Origin of the sequence: Bacillus licheniformis DSM 13 = ATCC 14580 (assembly GCF_000011645.1) — a bacterium.
Lineage (GTDB): Bacteria > Bacillota > Bacilli > Bacillales > Bacillaceae > Bacillus > Bacillus licheniformis.
In genome coordinates, this window is the sequence record NC_006270.3 from 836,851 (window position 1) to 851,248 (window position 14,398).

General features: G+C 47.6%; 17 protein-coding genes. 11 read left to right on the forward strand and 6 right to left on the reverse strand.

Features of this window, described 5'->3' with window-relative positions:
- Positions 1-11 precede the first annotated feature (11 nt).
- Positions 12-527 (forward strand): type 1 glutamine amidotransferase domain-containing protein, encoded by a 516-nt coding sequence (locus tag TRNA_RS25565; RefSeq protein ID WP_003179783.1) that lies wholly within the window; start codon positions 12-14, stop codon positions 525-527.
- A gap of 40 nt (positions 528-567) precedes the next feature.
- Here TRNA_RS25565 and TRNA_RS25570 read toward each other — a convergent pair whose 3' ends face one another.
- Together TRNA_RS25570 and TRNA_RS25575 are read right to left on the reverse strand one after the other, a co-directional pair.
- Complete coding sequence (locus tag TRNA_RS25570) at positions 568-783, reverse strand: DUF1128 domain-containing protein (protein ID WP_003179785.1); 216 nt, start codon at positions 781-783, stop codon at positions 568-570.
- A gap of 89 nt (positions 784-872) precedes the next feature.
- Positions 873-2,231 carry an alanine/glycine:cation symporter family protein gene (locus tag TRNA_RS25575; RefSeq protein ID WP_003179786.1) on the reverse strand — a complete coding sequence of 453 codons (1,359 nt, stop codon included), beginning with the start codon at positions 2,229-2,231 and terminating at the stop codon, positions 873-875.
- 183 nt (positions 2,232-2,414) lie between these two features.
- Between TRNA_RS25575 and TRNA_RS25580 the strand changes: the two genes are divergently transcribed.
- Genes TRNA_RS25580 through TRNA_RS25590 form a run of 3 tightly spaced genes read left to right on the forward strand, consistent with a single transcriptional unit; the run spans position 2,415 to position 4,069 of the window.
- Positions 2,415-2,885 carry a low molecular weight protein-tyrosine-phosphatase gene (locus TRNA_RS25580; protein ID WP_003179788.1) on the forward strand — a complete coding sequence of 157 codons (471 nt, stop codon included), beginning with the start codon at positions 2,415-2,417 and terminating at the stop codon, positions 2,883-2,885.
- A gap of 21 nt (positions 2,886-2,906) precedes the next feature.
- Positions 2,907-3,257, forward strand: coding sequence for a hypothetical protein (locus TRNA_RS25585; protein WP_003179790.1), 351 nt, complete (start codon positions 2,907-2,909; stop codon positions 3,255-3,257).
- Positions 3,254-4,069 (forward strand): YihY/virulence factor BrkB family protein, encoded by an 816-nt coding sequence (locus tag TRNA_RS25590; protein ID WP_003179792.1) that lies wholly within the window; start codon positions 3,254-3,256, stop codon positions 4,067-4,069. Before TRNA_RS25585 ends, TRNA_RS25590 begins: the two co-directional genes overlap by 4 nt.
- Before the next feature lie 195 nt (positions 4,070-4,264).
- On the opposite strand, the gene TRNA_RS25595 is transcribed toward TRNA_RS25590, so the two are convergent.
- On the reverse strand, positions 4,265-5,443 hold the full coding sequence (locus TRNA_RS25595; RefSeq protein ID WP_003179795.1) for an MFS transporter: 1,179 nt from the start codon (positions 5,441-5,443) through the stop codon (positions 4,265-4,267).
- Positions 5,444-5,543: 100 nt separating this feature from the next.
- On the opposite strand from TRNA_RS25595, the gene TRNA_RS25600 reads away from it, so the two are divergent.
- The 3 genes from TRNA_RS25600 to TRNA_RS25610 all read left to right on the forward strand — a co-directional run bounded on the left by TRNA_RS25600 (position 5,544) and on the right by TRNA_RS25610 (position 7,942).
- Entirely contained in the window at positions 5,544-5,924 is a 381-nt protein-coding gene (locus tag TRNA_RS25600) for an OsmC family protein (protein ID WP_009329046.1), read from the forward strand.
- A gap of 104 nt (positions 5,925-6,028) precedes the next feature.
- Positions 6,029-7,084, forward strand: coding sequence for a calcium/proton exchanger (gene cax, locus TRNA_RS25605; RefSeq protein WP_003179800.1), 1,056 nt, complete (start codon positions 6,029-6,031; stop codon positions 7,082-7,084).
- A gap of 66 nt (positions 7,085-7,150) precedes the next feature.
- Complete coding sequence (locus TRNA_RS25610; RefSeq protein ID WP_003179802.1) at positions 7,151-7,942, forward strand: YfkD famly protein; 792 nt, start codon at positions 7,151-7,153, stop codon at positions 7,940-7,942.
- 28 nt (positions 7,943-7,970) lie between these two features.
- Here the strand turns inward: TRNA_RS25610 and yfkAB are convergent, their stop codons facing one another.
- Complete coding sequence (yfkAB, locus tag TRNA_RS25615) at positions 7,971-9,092, reverse strand: radical SAM/CxCxxxxC motif protein YfkAB (protein ID WP_003179804.1); 1,122 nt, start codon at positions 9,090-9,092, stop codon at positions 7,971-7,973.
- A 143-nt stretch (positions 9,093-9,235) separates the two neighbouring features.
- On the opposite strand from yfkAB, the gene TRNA_RS25620 reads away from it, so the two are divergent.
- The 3 genes from TRNA_RS25620 to TRNA_RS25630 all read left to right on the forward strand — a co-directional run bounded on the left by TRNA_RS25620 (position 9,236) and on the right by TRNA_RS25630 (position 11,602).
- Positions 9,236-9,421 (forward strand): SE1561 family protein, encoded by a 186-nt coding sequence (locus TRNA_RS25620; RefSeq protein WP_003179806.1) that lies wholly within the window; start codon positions 9,236-9,238, stop codon positions 9,419-9,421.
- A gap of 109 nt (positions 9,422-9,530) precedes the next feature.
- Positions 9,531-10,322: a delta-lactam-biosynthetic de-N-acetylase gene (gene pdaA, locus TRNA_RS25625; protein WP_011197655.1), complete on the forward strand. Its 792-nt coding sequence runs from the start codon at positions 9,531-9,533 to the stop codon at positions 10,320-10,322.
- 176 nt (positions 10,323-10,498) lie between these two features.
- Positions 10,499-11,602: a glycerol dehydrogenase gene (locus TRNA_RS25630; RefSeq protein WP_003179810.1), complete on the forward strand. Its 1,104-nt coding sequence runs from the start codon at positions 10,499-10,501 to the stop codon at positions 11,600-11,602.
- A gap of 184 nt (positions 11,603-11,786) precedes the next feature.
- Here TRNA_RS25630 and TRNA_RS25635 read toward each other — a convergent pair whose 3' ends face one another.
- Both TRNA_RS25635 and corA read right to left on the reverse strand, forming a co-directional pair.
- The gene (locus tag TRNA_RS25635) at positions 11,787-12,383 is read right to left on the reverse strand and encodes a hypothetical protein (RefSeq protein WP_011197656.1); all 597 of its coding nucleotides are present in this window, start codon (positions 12,381-12,383) and stop codon (positions 11,787-11,789) included.
- 57 nt (positions 12,384-12,440) lie between these two features.
- Positions 12,441-13,400: a magnesium/cobalt transporter CorA gene (corA, locus tag TRNA_RS25640; protein WP_003179814.1), complete on the reverse strand. Its 960-nt coding sequence runs from the start codon at positions 13,398-13,400 to the stop codon at positions 12,441-12,443.
- 133 nt (positions 13,401-13,533) lie between these two features.
- Between corA and TRNA_RS25645 the strand changes: the two genes are divergently transcribed.
- Positions 13,534-14,397 carry a DNA-3-methyladenine glycosylase family protein gene (locus TRNA_RS25645; RefSeq protein WP_003179816.1) on the forward strand — a complete coding sequence of 288 codons (864 nt, stop codon included), beginning with the start codon at positions 13,534-13,536 and terminating at the stop codon, positions 14,395-14,397.
- The last annotated feature ends 1 nt before the right edge of the window (position 14,398 follow it).

Below are 14,398 nucleotides of genomic sequence, written 5' to 3' on the forward strand. Positions count from 1 at the left end.
GGGTGATCAATATGAGCAAAAAAATTGCAGTTGTTCTGACAGATTACTTTGAGGATTCGGAGTATACCGAGCCTGCGAAAGCGTTCAAAGACGCCGGACACCAGCTTACGGTTATTGAAAAAGAAAAAGGCAAAACGCTGAAAGGCAAACAAGGCGAGGCGCAAGTGGAAACAGATGCGTCCATTGACGAAGTCAGCCCGGCTGATTTTGACGCATTGTTGATTCCGGGCGGATTTTCGCCGGATATTCTTAGAGCCGACCAGCGTTTCGTATCGTTTGCAAAATCCTTTATGGATGACAAAAAACCGGTGTTTGCGATCTGCCACGGCCCGCAGCTTTTAATCACCGCCAAGGCTCTGGACGGTCGCGGTGCGACAGGCTACACATCGATTCAAGTCGATTTGGAAAACGCCGGGGTCAAATTTAAGGACGAGGAAGTTGTCGTCTGCCAGAACCAGCTTGTCACAAGCCGGACGCCTGACGACATCCCTGCGTTTACACGAGAATCTTTGAAGCTGCTCGGCTGATGAAAAAAGACCGGAATAGATTTCCGGTCTTTTTTTATGTTTATTTTCGGAGTGCGGCCAGTTCCTCTGCGATTGCCTGCATTTCGCTCGGACTGAAAGATTTCTTTTTCATCACCATTTGGTGCAGGTATTCAAGGTCTTCAAGCTTTTCATTGCTGAAGTCTTCAGCTTTAATGACGCCGATGTTCAGCATGTTTAATTTCTGTGAGATCTCTTCGATCATTTTGTTCAGCTCGGCTGTTTTTTGATCTGACAAGAAGGCACATCCTTTCTCACTGATTTCGTAGTCTTTATTGTAACAGAATTAAGCGAGAAGAAAAGGACGGCTGTCAAAAAGCATTTGGCTTAAACAGATACGCTGTTTTGCTTTTCTTCTTTTTCGGCTTTGATTTTGGCGAGGATCTGTTTGGATTCATAGACGACAATGCCTGTCAAACCGAGCAGGCCGATCAGGTTCGGAATTGCCATCAGGCCGTTCAGCATATCGGCAAGCGCCCAGACGAAGTCATTTTTAAAGACCGCTCCGAAAAAGACGGCGATCACAAAGATGATACGATAGACGATCGCATATTTTTCATTCAGCAGGTAGGTGAAGCATTTTTCTCCGTAGTACGACCAGCCCAAAATCGTCGAGTAGGCGAACAGCAGCAGTCCGATCGCGACGATTGTCGATCCCGCAGGACCAAGAAAGTGTGCGAATGTCATCGATGTCAGGGCATCGGTTTTTTCTGTCAGATACATATTTCCCATGACAATTGATATCCCCGTAATCGAACAGACAATCAATGTGTCGATGAAAACCTGGGTCATAGAGACAAGCGCCTGGCGGGCCGGCATATCGGTTTTTGCCGCGGCTGCGGCGATCGGCGCCGAGCCGAGACCTGCTTCATTTGAAAATACGCCCCGCGCTACGCCCCAGCGGATCACGGTTCCGATCGCGCCTCCTGCCACGGCTTGCCCGGTAAACGCGTCAGAGAAAATTAAACCGACAGCGCCGGGGACAAGTTCAAAGTTTGTGACAAGAATGATCAATCCGGCGATGACATAAAATAAAGCCATGACCGGCACGAACAGCGAGGTGACTCTGCCGATGCTTTTAATTCCCCCGAGAATGACAAGGGCGGTAAAAGTCGTGACAATAATGCCGGTTACCCAGGCAGGAACGGAAAAAGTGGAGCTCATGACTCCGGATACAGAATTTGACTGAACCATATTGCCTATTCCAAAAGCGGCAAGCGCCCCGAATATGGCAAATAACACGCCAAGCCACTTTTGCTTGAGGCCGTGTTCCAAATAATACATCGGACCGCCTGACATTTCGCCGTTTTTATCTTTCACGCGGAATCTGACAGCAAGCACCGCTTCAGCATATTTCGTCGCCATTCCGAAGAAGGCGGCGAGCCACATCCAAAATACGGCGCCCGGCCCGCCGGCAATAACAGCTGAGGCGACGCCGACGATATTCCCTGTGCCGACCGTAGCGGCAAGGGCGGTCATCAGCGCCTGAAAGTGGGAAATATCGCCTTCGGAGGATTTATCCTGATGCCTTGAAAAGGCGAGCTTTAAAGAGTAAGGCAAAAGTCTGACCTGCAAAAAAGCCAGCCTGAAAGTCAAATAAATCCCTGTTCCAACAATGAGAATCAAAAGCGGAGGCCCCCATAAAAAACCGTTCATTGTATCTACAATATGTGAAATAAATTCCATAGGCGAAATATCCCCCTTTAATTTTGTGTCTAACTAGAATATTCTGAAAGTTTGTTAGATTTGTCAATAGCATTGTCATCTTTTCTTCCCAAAGTTGAAAAAAACAGAAAAATCTTTAGTATAAAAGCAAAAGTGTTTTTTCTTTCTGAAAAGTGGGGAAAGAATAGAGGAGGCTCCTGAGTGATGATCAAAGTGTTATTTGTCTGCCTCGGCAATATTTGCCGATCTCCGATGGCAGAAGCTGTATTTAACGATATGCTCAAAAAAAGCGGACTGGAGGACCGGATCGAAGCCGATTCGGCTGGCACAGGAAGCTGGCATGTCGGCAAACCGCCTCATGAAGGCACAAGGTCGCTGCTGTCTGAAAAAAAGATAAGCTGCGAAGGCCTGTATGCAAGGCAGATTACTGACAAGGACCCGGAAGCGTTCGATTATATCATCGCAATGGATGCCGAAAATGCAGGCCATGTGAGAAGCCTTGCCGGCTACGGGAGCAAAGCCGTCATCCGGAGGCTGCTCGACTATGTCGAAGACTGTGAGACGGCAGATGTTCCTGATCCATACTACACCGGGAACTTTGAAGAGGTGTACGAACTCGTCGCGAAAGGGTGCCGCGAATTGCTGAAGGACATTCGAAAAGAACACAATCTATAAAAACGAAGGGAGAGATTTTTTATGAAAAACGACCGCGTTTTCATCAGAAATATCCTCCTCGGCGCTTCGGTCGGGGCGGTTATGTCACTGCTGCACAAACCGACTAGGGAAGCGTGCGGTGCAAAGCTTACCGCGTGCAAAAACAAAGTCCGCCTTTACCGTGCAAATCCCGGCATGCTCACCGAATGCGTGAAAGAAAAAATGGACGAAGCCAAAAAGCTGACGGCTTCCATATCGGATGATTTGAGCTTCTTAAATCAACAGATAAAAGAGCTGAAGGAAACGACGCCAAAAGTGATCGGCCTGATTGAGGAAACGAGGGATCACTTCACAGCCAAATCCAAAGGACGTACGGAGCCGGAAAAAGAATGAGTTTTTTGAAAGAGCTGGGCTGGCGTTTTTTCCTTCATGAAGGACCGAGCAAATCGGCGGAACTTGCCTACTTTTTTCTATTGTCTCTGTTTCCGTTTATGATTTTCCTATTGACATTGATCGGCTACCTGCCTGTCAAAACGGGCGATGTCATCGGGCTGATCGAACAGTATGCCCCAGAAGACACGATGTCCGTCATTGAAGAGACCCTGAATACCGGAAACAGGGGCCTGCTTTCTTTCGGGATCATTGCGGCGCTCTGGTCTGCATCAAACGGATTGAACGCGATTGTCAGGGCCTTTAACCATGCTTATGAAGTAGAGGAAAACCGCTCTTTTATCATGGTTCGGCTGACATCGCTCCTTTTGACCGCCGCGATGGTTTTCACAATATTGGTCGCGCTTCTTCTGCCTGTATTCGGGAGGGCCATCGGCCATTTTATCGCCAATCTGGACGGTACGCCGGAGATGTTTCTGACGGCATGGTCAGCGCTTCGCTGGGGAATCAGCCCGCTTGTGCTGCTGATCGTCTTTACGGCTTTGTACTTTTTTGCTCCGAATAAACGGCTGTCATTTAAATTCGTGCTTCCGGGAGCTGTTGCAGCGACCGCCGGCTGGATCCTCGTCAGCGTCCTGTTCTCATACTATGTCAGCGAATTTGCAAACTACAGTGCGACATACGGAAGCCTCGGCGGCATCATCGTCCTGATGATCTGGTTTTATTTAAGCGGAATGATGATTATTCTTGGAGGGGAAATCAATGCCCTTTTACATAAGCGTAAAATCATTCCTGAAGAAAATCCGCGGAATTGAGCAATCTATAATAGAACAATTCATGAGTTCAAAAGCGGAGGGATCATCATGGCAAAACACACGAAAAAAGGCGGCAGCCATAATAAACAAAATTCAAAGCAAAGTCCGAAGAACAAAACGAGCGGAAGCGCCAACGGACAAAACGGATATCATTAAAAATTGCCTTAAAAGGCCGGCTCCAGCAGCCGGCCTTTTTTACATTGGCGCCGCCTCAGATTGTTCGAGAGCGCCGTTTTTCTTCGTTTTGCCAAAGAGCACCCCGATCCAGATCAACACCATCACGCATGTAATCAAATAAAACAGGTTGCTGTTATGGAATATCTGCATATACCACCCGCCTGCAACCGGACCGAAAATGCTTCCGAAGCTGAATGTAATTCCGCACATCAAGTTCCCGGCCGGGAGAAGGCGTTTTGGAAGCAGGTCGGCCATAAAACTGATGCCGAGTGAAAAAGTTGATCCCACAGCCATTCCGGCTATGAAAAAACATGCCGCAAGCAGAAGAACGGATTCGGAAAAGCCCGCAGCAAAGAAGCAGCCTGCCCCGACAGCCAATATGACAAGGAGTACATTTCGCCTTCCGTACTTGTCGCTCAACACGCCGAGCGGATACTGAAAGACGATGCTTCCGATCGCAAAAGCCGGAAGAATGATCGATACGCCTTCGACGGAAATGCCCGACCGGAGCGCATAGACGGGAAAATTGCCGTTCAGGGCGGTTTCCAAAAAGCCGTAGCCGAATGTCGGCAAAAACGCGACCCACCCAAGCAGGAAGGCTTGAGCGAAACGCTTCAAGCTGTTATCGCTGCGGCTTTCAGAGCCGCTTTTCTCAGGGAAATCGTTTTGCAGGCAAAAAATAAACAGCCATGCCAGCAGGCTGAACGCACCTGAGACGATAAACGGCAATGATGGGGCGATGTTGACAAGCGGCGTTAAAAAAGGCCCGGCTGCAAATCCCAAACCAAACGAAAGGCCGTACAAAGAGATATTGCGGCCGCGTTTTTTTTCAGACGATAATGTGGTCACCCAAGTTTGCGTTGAAAAGTGCAGCATATGATCCCCGATTCCGATCAAGAGCCGCAAAAAGAACCAAACGATAAACGACTGAATAAAAACAAAGGCGAACAAACTCGCGCACACCATCACCCCGCCGATGACAATCAGCGGTTTAAAACCGAGCCTGCGAAGCGGTGCTTCCATGAAAGGCGAAGCGATCAGGACGCCGATGTAGAGGCCTGTCGCATGAAGCCCGTTCAGTGCAGCCGAATGGCCTTCCTGTTCGAAAATAACAGAGATGACCGGAAGGAGCATCCCTTGCGAAAAACCTGATATACTGACAATCAAAACGAGAATGAAAAAGTGAAATCTAGTCATCGGCCGATTCTCCTTATCCGTAATCCTTCTTTGATCGTACAACTTTCAGAAGTTTTCAGGCAAGGCGATTTTTCTTTTTCTTTCATAAGAGGTGTGATTCATGGAAATCGTGTGGAATCAGAACGGCTTTGAGGCTGATCTGGAATATGGGAAGCTTAAAATATCAAGCAATGAAGAAGCGGGATTCAGGCCTTATCAATTGCTGGCCGCTTCGATTGCGGCATGCAGCGGAACCGTTCTTCGTAAAATTTTGGAAAAGAAAAGGATACAGCTGAAAGATATGATCATCGAAACAAAAGAAGAACGCATTTCCGAAGAGGCTGGCCGCATCAAAAGCATCCATCTTCACTTCATATTGAAGGGAGAAAACCTCGGTGCAGAACAAATCAAAAAGGCGCTGAGAATAGCGCTGAAAAACTGCGCCATGGTGAGGTCTGTTGAAAACAGTATTGACATCATCGAAACATTTGAGATTCGCTGATGTTTAAAAACATGCGCCGCTGCGGAATAGATCAGTATGCCGTATATAAAGCGAAAAGTTCGCACAAAAATAACCTACACCAAAAAAGAAAAGAGGAATGAAAAATGAGCCGTTTTTTCTTTTGGATGATGGCTGCGGGTGTTCCACTTTCTGTCGCAGGGAGCCTTCTGCATTGGCCGCAGGTTTTATTGTTCATCATATACTGCCTGACGATCATCGCGCTTGCAAGCTATATGGGAAGAGCCACCGAAAGCCTTGCGATCATTGCGGGACCGAGGATCGGAGGCCTTTTAAATGCGACGTTCGGAAACGCCGTTGAGCTGATCATTTCGATTTTCGCGTTGCGGGAAGGACTGATCGGAATTGTGCTCGCATCGCTGACAGGATCTGTCTTGGGCAACCTTCTCCTGGTCGCCGGGCTTTCGTTTTTCATCGGGGGCCTGAAATATAAGCGCCAGGAATTCAACGTGTATGATGCGAGACACAATTCAGGTCTGCTCATGTTCGCGGTGATTGTCGCTTTCGTTATCCCTGAAGTGTTTTCAGCTGAAATGACAGAGCCGAGGAAGCTGTCGATGAGCGTCGGCATCAGCATCATCATGATTTTGCTTTACCTGGCTGCACTTTATTTCAAGCTTGTCAGCCACCGCGGGGTTTACCAGACGAATCAAAATGAGCAGGAAGAATCGCATGAAGAGCCGGAATGGTCGGGAAAGCGCGCAACATTGATCTTATTTTTGGCAACTGTTGCCGTCGCCTACATTTCCGAGCACCTCGTCCATACGTTTGATACGGTGGCCGAACAATTCGGCTGGTCGGAGCTTTTCATCGGGGTCATCATTGTCGCGATCGTCGGAAACGCGGCAGAGCATGCTTCCGCCGTCATTATGGCCTATAAGGACAAAATGGATGTCGCGGTTGAAATTGCGATCGGATCAACGCTTCAGATCGCGATGTTTGTCGCCCCTGTTCTTGTCATCAGCTCTTTGTTTTTTCCAACGAGCATGCCGCTCGTCTTTACCTTGCCGGAGCTGGTCGCCATGGCTTCCGCCGTCCTTTTGATGATCATCATTTCCAACGACGGGGACACGAACTGGTTTGAAGGCGCGACATTGCTGGCCGCTTATATCATCATGGGAATCGGTTTTTTCCTTCTTTAAAAAAATCGGGATAAACAGAGAGCATCCGGAAAACAATAAGGAAAAAGAAACAGAAAGAGTGATAGTATGAAAAAGCTTTTGTGTTTTACGCTGACTGCGTTTTTATCCTTTAGTTTTTTCGCTGTACAGGAAGCTGACGCAGCCAAGCCGATCAAGATTCCAAGCTCTGTCACGAATATTTCCAAAGAGAACACATACCCTAACGCCTCTCAGGATCAGCCGAGGCTGCAGCCGAGCGAATTAGCCGAAGAGCTGCTGAAAACAACCGATATTGCGATTGAAAATCCGCATCTGATTAAAATGCTGAATGAGTCAAGCATTTCCGGCACACCGCTGGCAATCGGCTATCGGGCGACGATTTATTTGGGCAGATGGGCGCTAGGTTACACCTCGAATGAAACCGTTGCGAACTGGGAATACCGCAAAATCAACACAAACCGCTTTGACAACCGGGGCGGGAAAGCACCTGCAGAACTCACGTATTCCCAGGAACAGACGAGCAAAATCAAAGGCGGCTTAACAGCGAAAGTTCCAAAGGCGGAAGATGTCAAAAATATGATGATGCTCAAAGCCATGGAAAAAACAAAGCTGCCGCTCGCCTTTGAAACAGTGGTCGGCTCCGGTACAAAACGCGATCAGATTTATAAAGTGCAGCCGAAAAAACTGGGAAATTTACACGCCTATGCACCTGCCGTCAATGAAAAAGGAAAAGTCACCTACGGCGAAGTGTACATCGTATTAAAAGGCAACAAAAGAAAGCTAGTCGTCAAAAATATCACCTCGCAAGGAATCGGCGCTTGGATTCCTGTACAGGATCACCTGACATTCGGCTTTCAGCTCAGCCATCAGCCGAAATAAAAAAGCAAGCCTTTGCGGCTTGCTTTTTTCATACTCTTGCTGTTCTGGAAGTAAAATCAACATCTTGATAATAGCTGTTTTTGACGAGCACATTCGGTCCGAGGCACCGGACGTGCGGGCAGTGGCAGTTGAGTTCTTTGGCAAGCTCTGTTTTTCTCCACTTCGCGTAGGCGCTTGGCAGGCTGTCTGTCTGAATGTTGCCGAGCGGCGGAGTATCTCCGAAATCGGTCACGATGATATTGCCGTCAAAAATATTGACGTTCAGGCGCGATCTGCCGTCAGGGTCGTTTCTGACGGTGACGTTTTTCGCTTCGCGCAGCCGCTGTAAGAGGGCGTGATCTTCAGGATCAGGGCTGCACGCGTAAAACGGCAGAGTGCCGAACAGCATCCACGTATTTTCGTCGCGAATGTCAAGAAGGCGGTGGATCGCTTTTCTCATGTCTTTTAAGCTTAAAGATTCAAGTGCGCTTGCAAAGTCGCTCGGATACATCGGATGGACCTCATGGCGCTGGCATTTCATGTCTTCGACAATTTGCCGGTGAATATGCTCGATATGAGGAAGCGTCCGTTTGTTGAGCATCGTCTCGGCGGAGACCATGACCCCTTCATCAACAAGCGTCCGGCTGTTTTCGATCATTTTTTCGAAATAGCGCGCCCGCTGTGCAAACGTCGGCTTTTTATCCATCATAGCGAAGCCGATTTCTGCAAAGTCTTCGACCGTTCCCCAGTTGTGGGAAATATGAAGCACATCCAGGTAGGGGATGATCAGCTCGTAGCGGCCGATATCGAGCGTCAAGTTTGAGTTGATCTGCGTCCGCACGCCGCGTTCATGAGCGTATTTTAATAAAGGAACGACATATTCCTTTACAGATTTTAATGAGAGCATCGGCTCGCCGCCCGTAATGCTTAAAGAACGAAGGCGGGGAATCTCATCAAGCCGTTTCAACAGAAGGCTGACTGGCAGCGCGTCCGGGTCCTTCGTCTGGAGCGTATACCCGACGGCGCAGTGCTCGCAGCGCATATTGCAAAGAGTCGTCGTCGTAAATTCAACGTTCGTCAGCTGTATATCTCCAAATTGGTCAACGTCCATGTAGGCTTCCCACGGATCATATTCCGGGGTGATCGGACGAGCCTGCATTTTTTCTGTCATGACATATCTAACTCCTTTATGATAGGACATACTAATATAGCCCAACTATTCATTTTAGACCTGATCCTTGAGGCATGCAAGTCATGGATGATTGAAAAAAGGCCGTTTATAGGCTACGATAAAGGAACAAAAGGAGGAGAATCATGGGTAACGCAGTACATGACAAAGAACAGCAAGTCAATTATTTGAAAAACAGATTGGATATGTTTATGTCAGTCATCGATTCTTTAGACCCGGAATCGACCGACCTTGAAGATATTGACAGACTGATCAGCATGCTCGACGATTTGGAAGCCAAATACGAGCGCTTTAAAAAAGACTGGAAATAAAACCGCGCATTCTCTGCCGCGGTTTTTTTTGTTTTCCAAGTGTTGCTTGGTATGAAATGCTCAGCCCTTCTGCACAATAAGAAAAAATAAAACTGGGAGCGAGAAGATGATGAAACGAATCTGTGCCATATGCTGCGGATTCCTGCTGACGCTGGCGTTCAGCGGCAATGCTGAAGCGATTTCCAACAAGGCGATCCATTGGGGTTTTTCAAAAAGCAAAAACCATCAGCCGGCAGATGCGGGTCAAGAGCTGACCAACCTTTTACAGCAGTACGACGCCTTTTATTTGGGCAACACAAAGGAAAAAACGATCTATCTGACCTTTGATAACGGCTATGAAAACGGCTACACCCCTCAGGTGCTCGATGTTCTGAAAAAACAAAACGTCAAAGCGGCCTTTTTTGTGACGGGCCATTTTGTCAAAGATCAGCCGGAGCTGATCAAGCGAATGGCCGAGGAGGGGCATATCATCGGGAATCATTCATATCACCATCCGGATCTGACGACGAAAACAAGCCGCGTCATTCAAGAGGAATTGGAATCGGTCGATGAGGAGGTTTACAAAATCACAGGCGAAAAAAACAACCTCTACCTGAGACCGCCTCGGGGCATTTTCAGCGAGCGGGTGCTCGAAGAAACGAAAAAGCTCGGCTATCAAACGGTATTCTGGTCTGTTGCTTTTGTCGATTGGAAAATCAATGCCCAAAAAGGGTGGCGCTATGCGTACGACAATATGATGAAACAGGCTCACCCCGGCGCCATCTATCTGCTTCACACCGTCTCGAGAGACAATGCCGAAGCGCTTGATCAGGCGATCACCGACTTGAAAAAAGAAGGTTATACATTTAAAAGCCTCGATGACCTGATGTTTGAAAAATCTATGATGCTTGAGACCCTTTGAAAGAACAATGCCCCGGCCGCTTTGCCGGGGTTTTGCTTTGGCTGAAAAAATTGATGCTTCAGGCTCTTTTTATTTCCCCTAGTCAATTCTATAGAATAAAAATCCATTTTATATACATATATTACTAGATTTAAAAAGAAAATAGGTATATCATTGATAGTGAAGGGGGAATTACCATGTCAAAATCAGTAAAATCAGTCACATCACCTAAAAAATTTATTACAGGAAAACGACTGCTGGAGAACTTGAACGACTACATTGAAGATTTTGGCGACAACGCATATATCATTTGCGATGAATTCATTTTGGAACGCGCTCAAAAAGAAGCGGGGAATTCGATTCAGAAAGCCGGCAATCAAGCCGTTTTTGAAAAATTCAATTACGAATGCACACAGGAAGAAATCGATCGCAACCGGGAGCTTGCACGCAATGCAGGCGCTAATATCATCGTTGGGATCGGAGGCGGTAAAACGCTTGATACCGCAAAAGCCACCGCTTATTACGAGAAGCTGCCGGTTGTGATTTTCCCGACAATTGCTTCTACGGATGCTCCATGTACGGCCCTTGCCGTCATTTATAAACACGACGGATCGTTTGACCGCTATCTGTTTTTGCCGACGAACCCAGATGTCGTTCTTGCGGACTCTGAGATTTTGGCATCCGCGCCGCCGCGCTTTTTCGCAGCCGGTATCGGTGACGCCTTGGCGACGTATTTTGAAGCGCGTGCCTGCTTTAAAGCAAACGGCGATAACCTCGTGCTGATGAAGCCTTCAACAACTGGATTGGGACTTGCCCGTCTTTGCTATGATACGCTGTTGGAAAACGGTGTGAAAGCGATGCAGGCGGTTAAGCACGGCGTTTCCACACGAGCGGTCGAAGATACAATCGAGGCGACCATCTATTTAAGCGGCGTCGGTGCCGAATCAGGCGGTCTTGCCGCCGCACACGCGATCCACAACGGAATGACAGCCGTTCCTTCTCTGCACAGGGCTCAGCACGGCGAAAAAGTCACGTTCGGCCTTTTGGCGCAGCTTGTTCTTGAAAACGCGCCGGCCGAAGAATTGGAGACCGTTATTGACTTTATCAAAGGCGTCGGTCTTCCGTTGACATTAAAAGACCTCGGAGTCGACGAATTTGTCGAAGAAGAATGGCGCCAAGTCGCTCAAAGCGCTTGCGCGGAAGGCGACACAATGGGCAACATGCCGTTCCCAGTCACCCCTGACGACGTCTACAATGCGATCGTCGCCGCCAACGCGATTGCAGAATCTTATCACGATTAATAGACGAAAAGCCGTTTCCGTGAAGGAGCGGCTTTCTGCTTTGGGTTAGTATATTAGTTTGTGAATCGGCGGTCTGTCCGTGCTTTTGAATATGAATTGTGTGGTACGTTTCCCAGAGTAAAATTATGAATTTCTTTTATAGCAGTTTCCCAAAAACGAGCTGTTTGACTCGTGTGACAGCCGTTCATTTCACCACTTTAATCTTCAACCTCGGCTCTTCTTCAATTCCGGATGCAAATGCATCCTCATTTCCCGGAGCCGTAAAGGTGACGCTGTACGTTTCCTGTGAATGCGGCGACAGTTCCAGCTCTTCCGGCTGAAAGTCAAATTCATTTATTATATCAGGGGTGAGCTGGACGCGTGCGGTCTTTTTCCCGTAGTTGTTGACTTTCACCTCACAGTCCATGCTTCCTGCTTCCATATCGCCCTGATAGCTGCAAGCGCTTCCCCTTTTCATATATTCCACGGCGCTATCGCCTTGTGCATTCCATTTTTGAAAGAACATCAGCTGTTCTGTGACCAGCGGGTAAAATACTGAAATACCGATGATAAACAAAAACAGCTTAAAGCGGATCCACGGTACTCCATAATAATGGCGCCACGCCATAATGAAGCCGGCGATGATCATAAACATGCAGATCAGAACCACTAAATTCCGGATGGGCAGTTTTAAAAAGCCCGAAAGCGCGTCTGCTACAGACGCGCCTTGATGATTCTCGGCGCTGATCAACAGGCCGATAACAATCATGATGATGCCGGCAAGCCCTGTATGTACCTTCATTTCTTTCCCTCCTCAGTTGTAGAAATAGTCGAACAGAGAGGAAAAAGGTTTCCGGTTTTACTTGAAAATGTCAAACCATCCTTTATGCCGGAACCAGAAGATCATGCCGGCGACAACGGCTGCCATTATTCCGAGGATGAAAAAATAGCCGTAGCGCCAATGCAGTTCAGGCATGTTGTCAAAGTTCATGCCGTACACTCCGGCAATGAAGGTGAGCGGAATAAAAATCGTTGAGACGATCGTCAGCGTCATCATAATGGCGTTCATCCGGTTGGAGTTGAGCGTCTGGTAGCTGTCCCTCAAATCGGCTGTCATGTCACGGTTGTTTTCGACGATTTCGGCCAGCTTCAAGAGATGGTCGTAAATGTCGCTGTAATACGCTTTTCGTTCGCGGTTTTCTTTTGAAATTTCAATGTTTAAAATCCGGTAAAGCAAATCCCGCATCGGAATGATTGTTTTCCTCAGCTTTAAAAGGTCGCCACGGATATCAAACACCTCGTTCATCAGCGTTCCATACGTTTTCCTGCTGTCGCTTTCGGCAATTTCATTGAGGCGGTCTTCTATTTTGTAAAGAATCGGGAAATATTCGTCCACAAGCGTATCCATGACCATATAGGCGATGTGGCCCGGTCCGTTTTTCCACAACTCGCTGTTTTCCGAAAGCTGTCTTCTTACTTTTTCAATGCCGTCTGAGTGATGAAAATGAAATGTAACGATGAAATCCTTTCCAACGAATAAATCAACTTCTTCAGACGCCAAAGTCTTTTGATTCAACGCATGTATGACGAAAAAAAGATAATCTTCGTATTGATCGAGCTTGGGACGCTGCAAGCGATGTACGCAGTCTTCGACCGATAAAGGGTGAAAGTGAAAATGGCTTTTGAGCAAGGAGACTTCTTCTTCCGAAGGCTGATCGAAATCGGTCCAAAACCACTCAATATCTTGATCTGTCAGCCTTTCTGCTTTGTTGTCGGATAAAAGCCGTCCGTCCTTTGTCATCGCAAAATGTTTAATCATCGATACCCCTCCGCTTACATAGGATGCTGCGCTGTGCTGTGATTCATTCGATGAAAAATAAAATGTTGTTCTTTTTTAAGAGAATTTGAAACATGGTATACTGTGGACAAAGAAGAAAAAGGGATGGGAAGCGATGTGGAAGGAAACTGTAAGCGTAACACCGCCTTATCATTTTGACCGCGTGTTGGACAGGCTTTCGCTTGATCCGCTCAATGCGGTCAACCTCGACAAAAGGGAGGTCAAGCTGCCGCTCCGCAATCAAAACAAAGAGCCTCGGGTTGTCGCTGTGCAGGCGACGGGAACTGCTGAAGCCCCGGCGTTTGCCGTCAGCGGAATAGACGATCGAGATGACATGATAAAAGAAGTGAAACGGATCTTCAGATGGGAAGAAAGTCTTCAGCCTGTACTGGATCACTTTTCACAATCAAGCCTATCATCGATTTTTGAGGAGCATGCCGGAACGCCGCTGGTGCTCGATTTTCATTTGTATCATTGCCTGATGAAATGCATTATCCACCAGCAGCTGAACCTGTCTTTTGCTTATACGCTCACGGAGCGGTTCGTTCACACTTTTGGAGAGCAAAAGGACGGGGTCTGGTTTTATCCGCTTCCCGAAACGATTGCACAGCTTGACTACAACGATCTGCGCGAACTTCAATTCAGCATGCGAAAGGCTGAATATGTCATCGATACATCAAGGATGATCGCAGACGGCCGTTTAGATCTTGATGAGCTTGATCAATTATCAGATGAAGATATTATGGAAAAGCTGGTGAAAATCAGAGGAATCGGCCCGTGGACCGTCCAAAACGTTCTGCTGTTCGGACTCGGCCGTCCCAATCTGTTTCCGGCAGCCGATATCGGCATCCAAAATGCCATCAAACGCCATTTTGGCTTAAACGATAAACCGACAAAAGAACAAATGCTTGAAATGAGCAAAGAATGGCACCCTTATTTAAGCTATGCTTCCTTGTATTTATGGAGGAGCATCGAGTAGA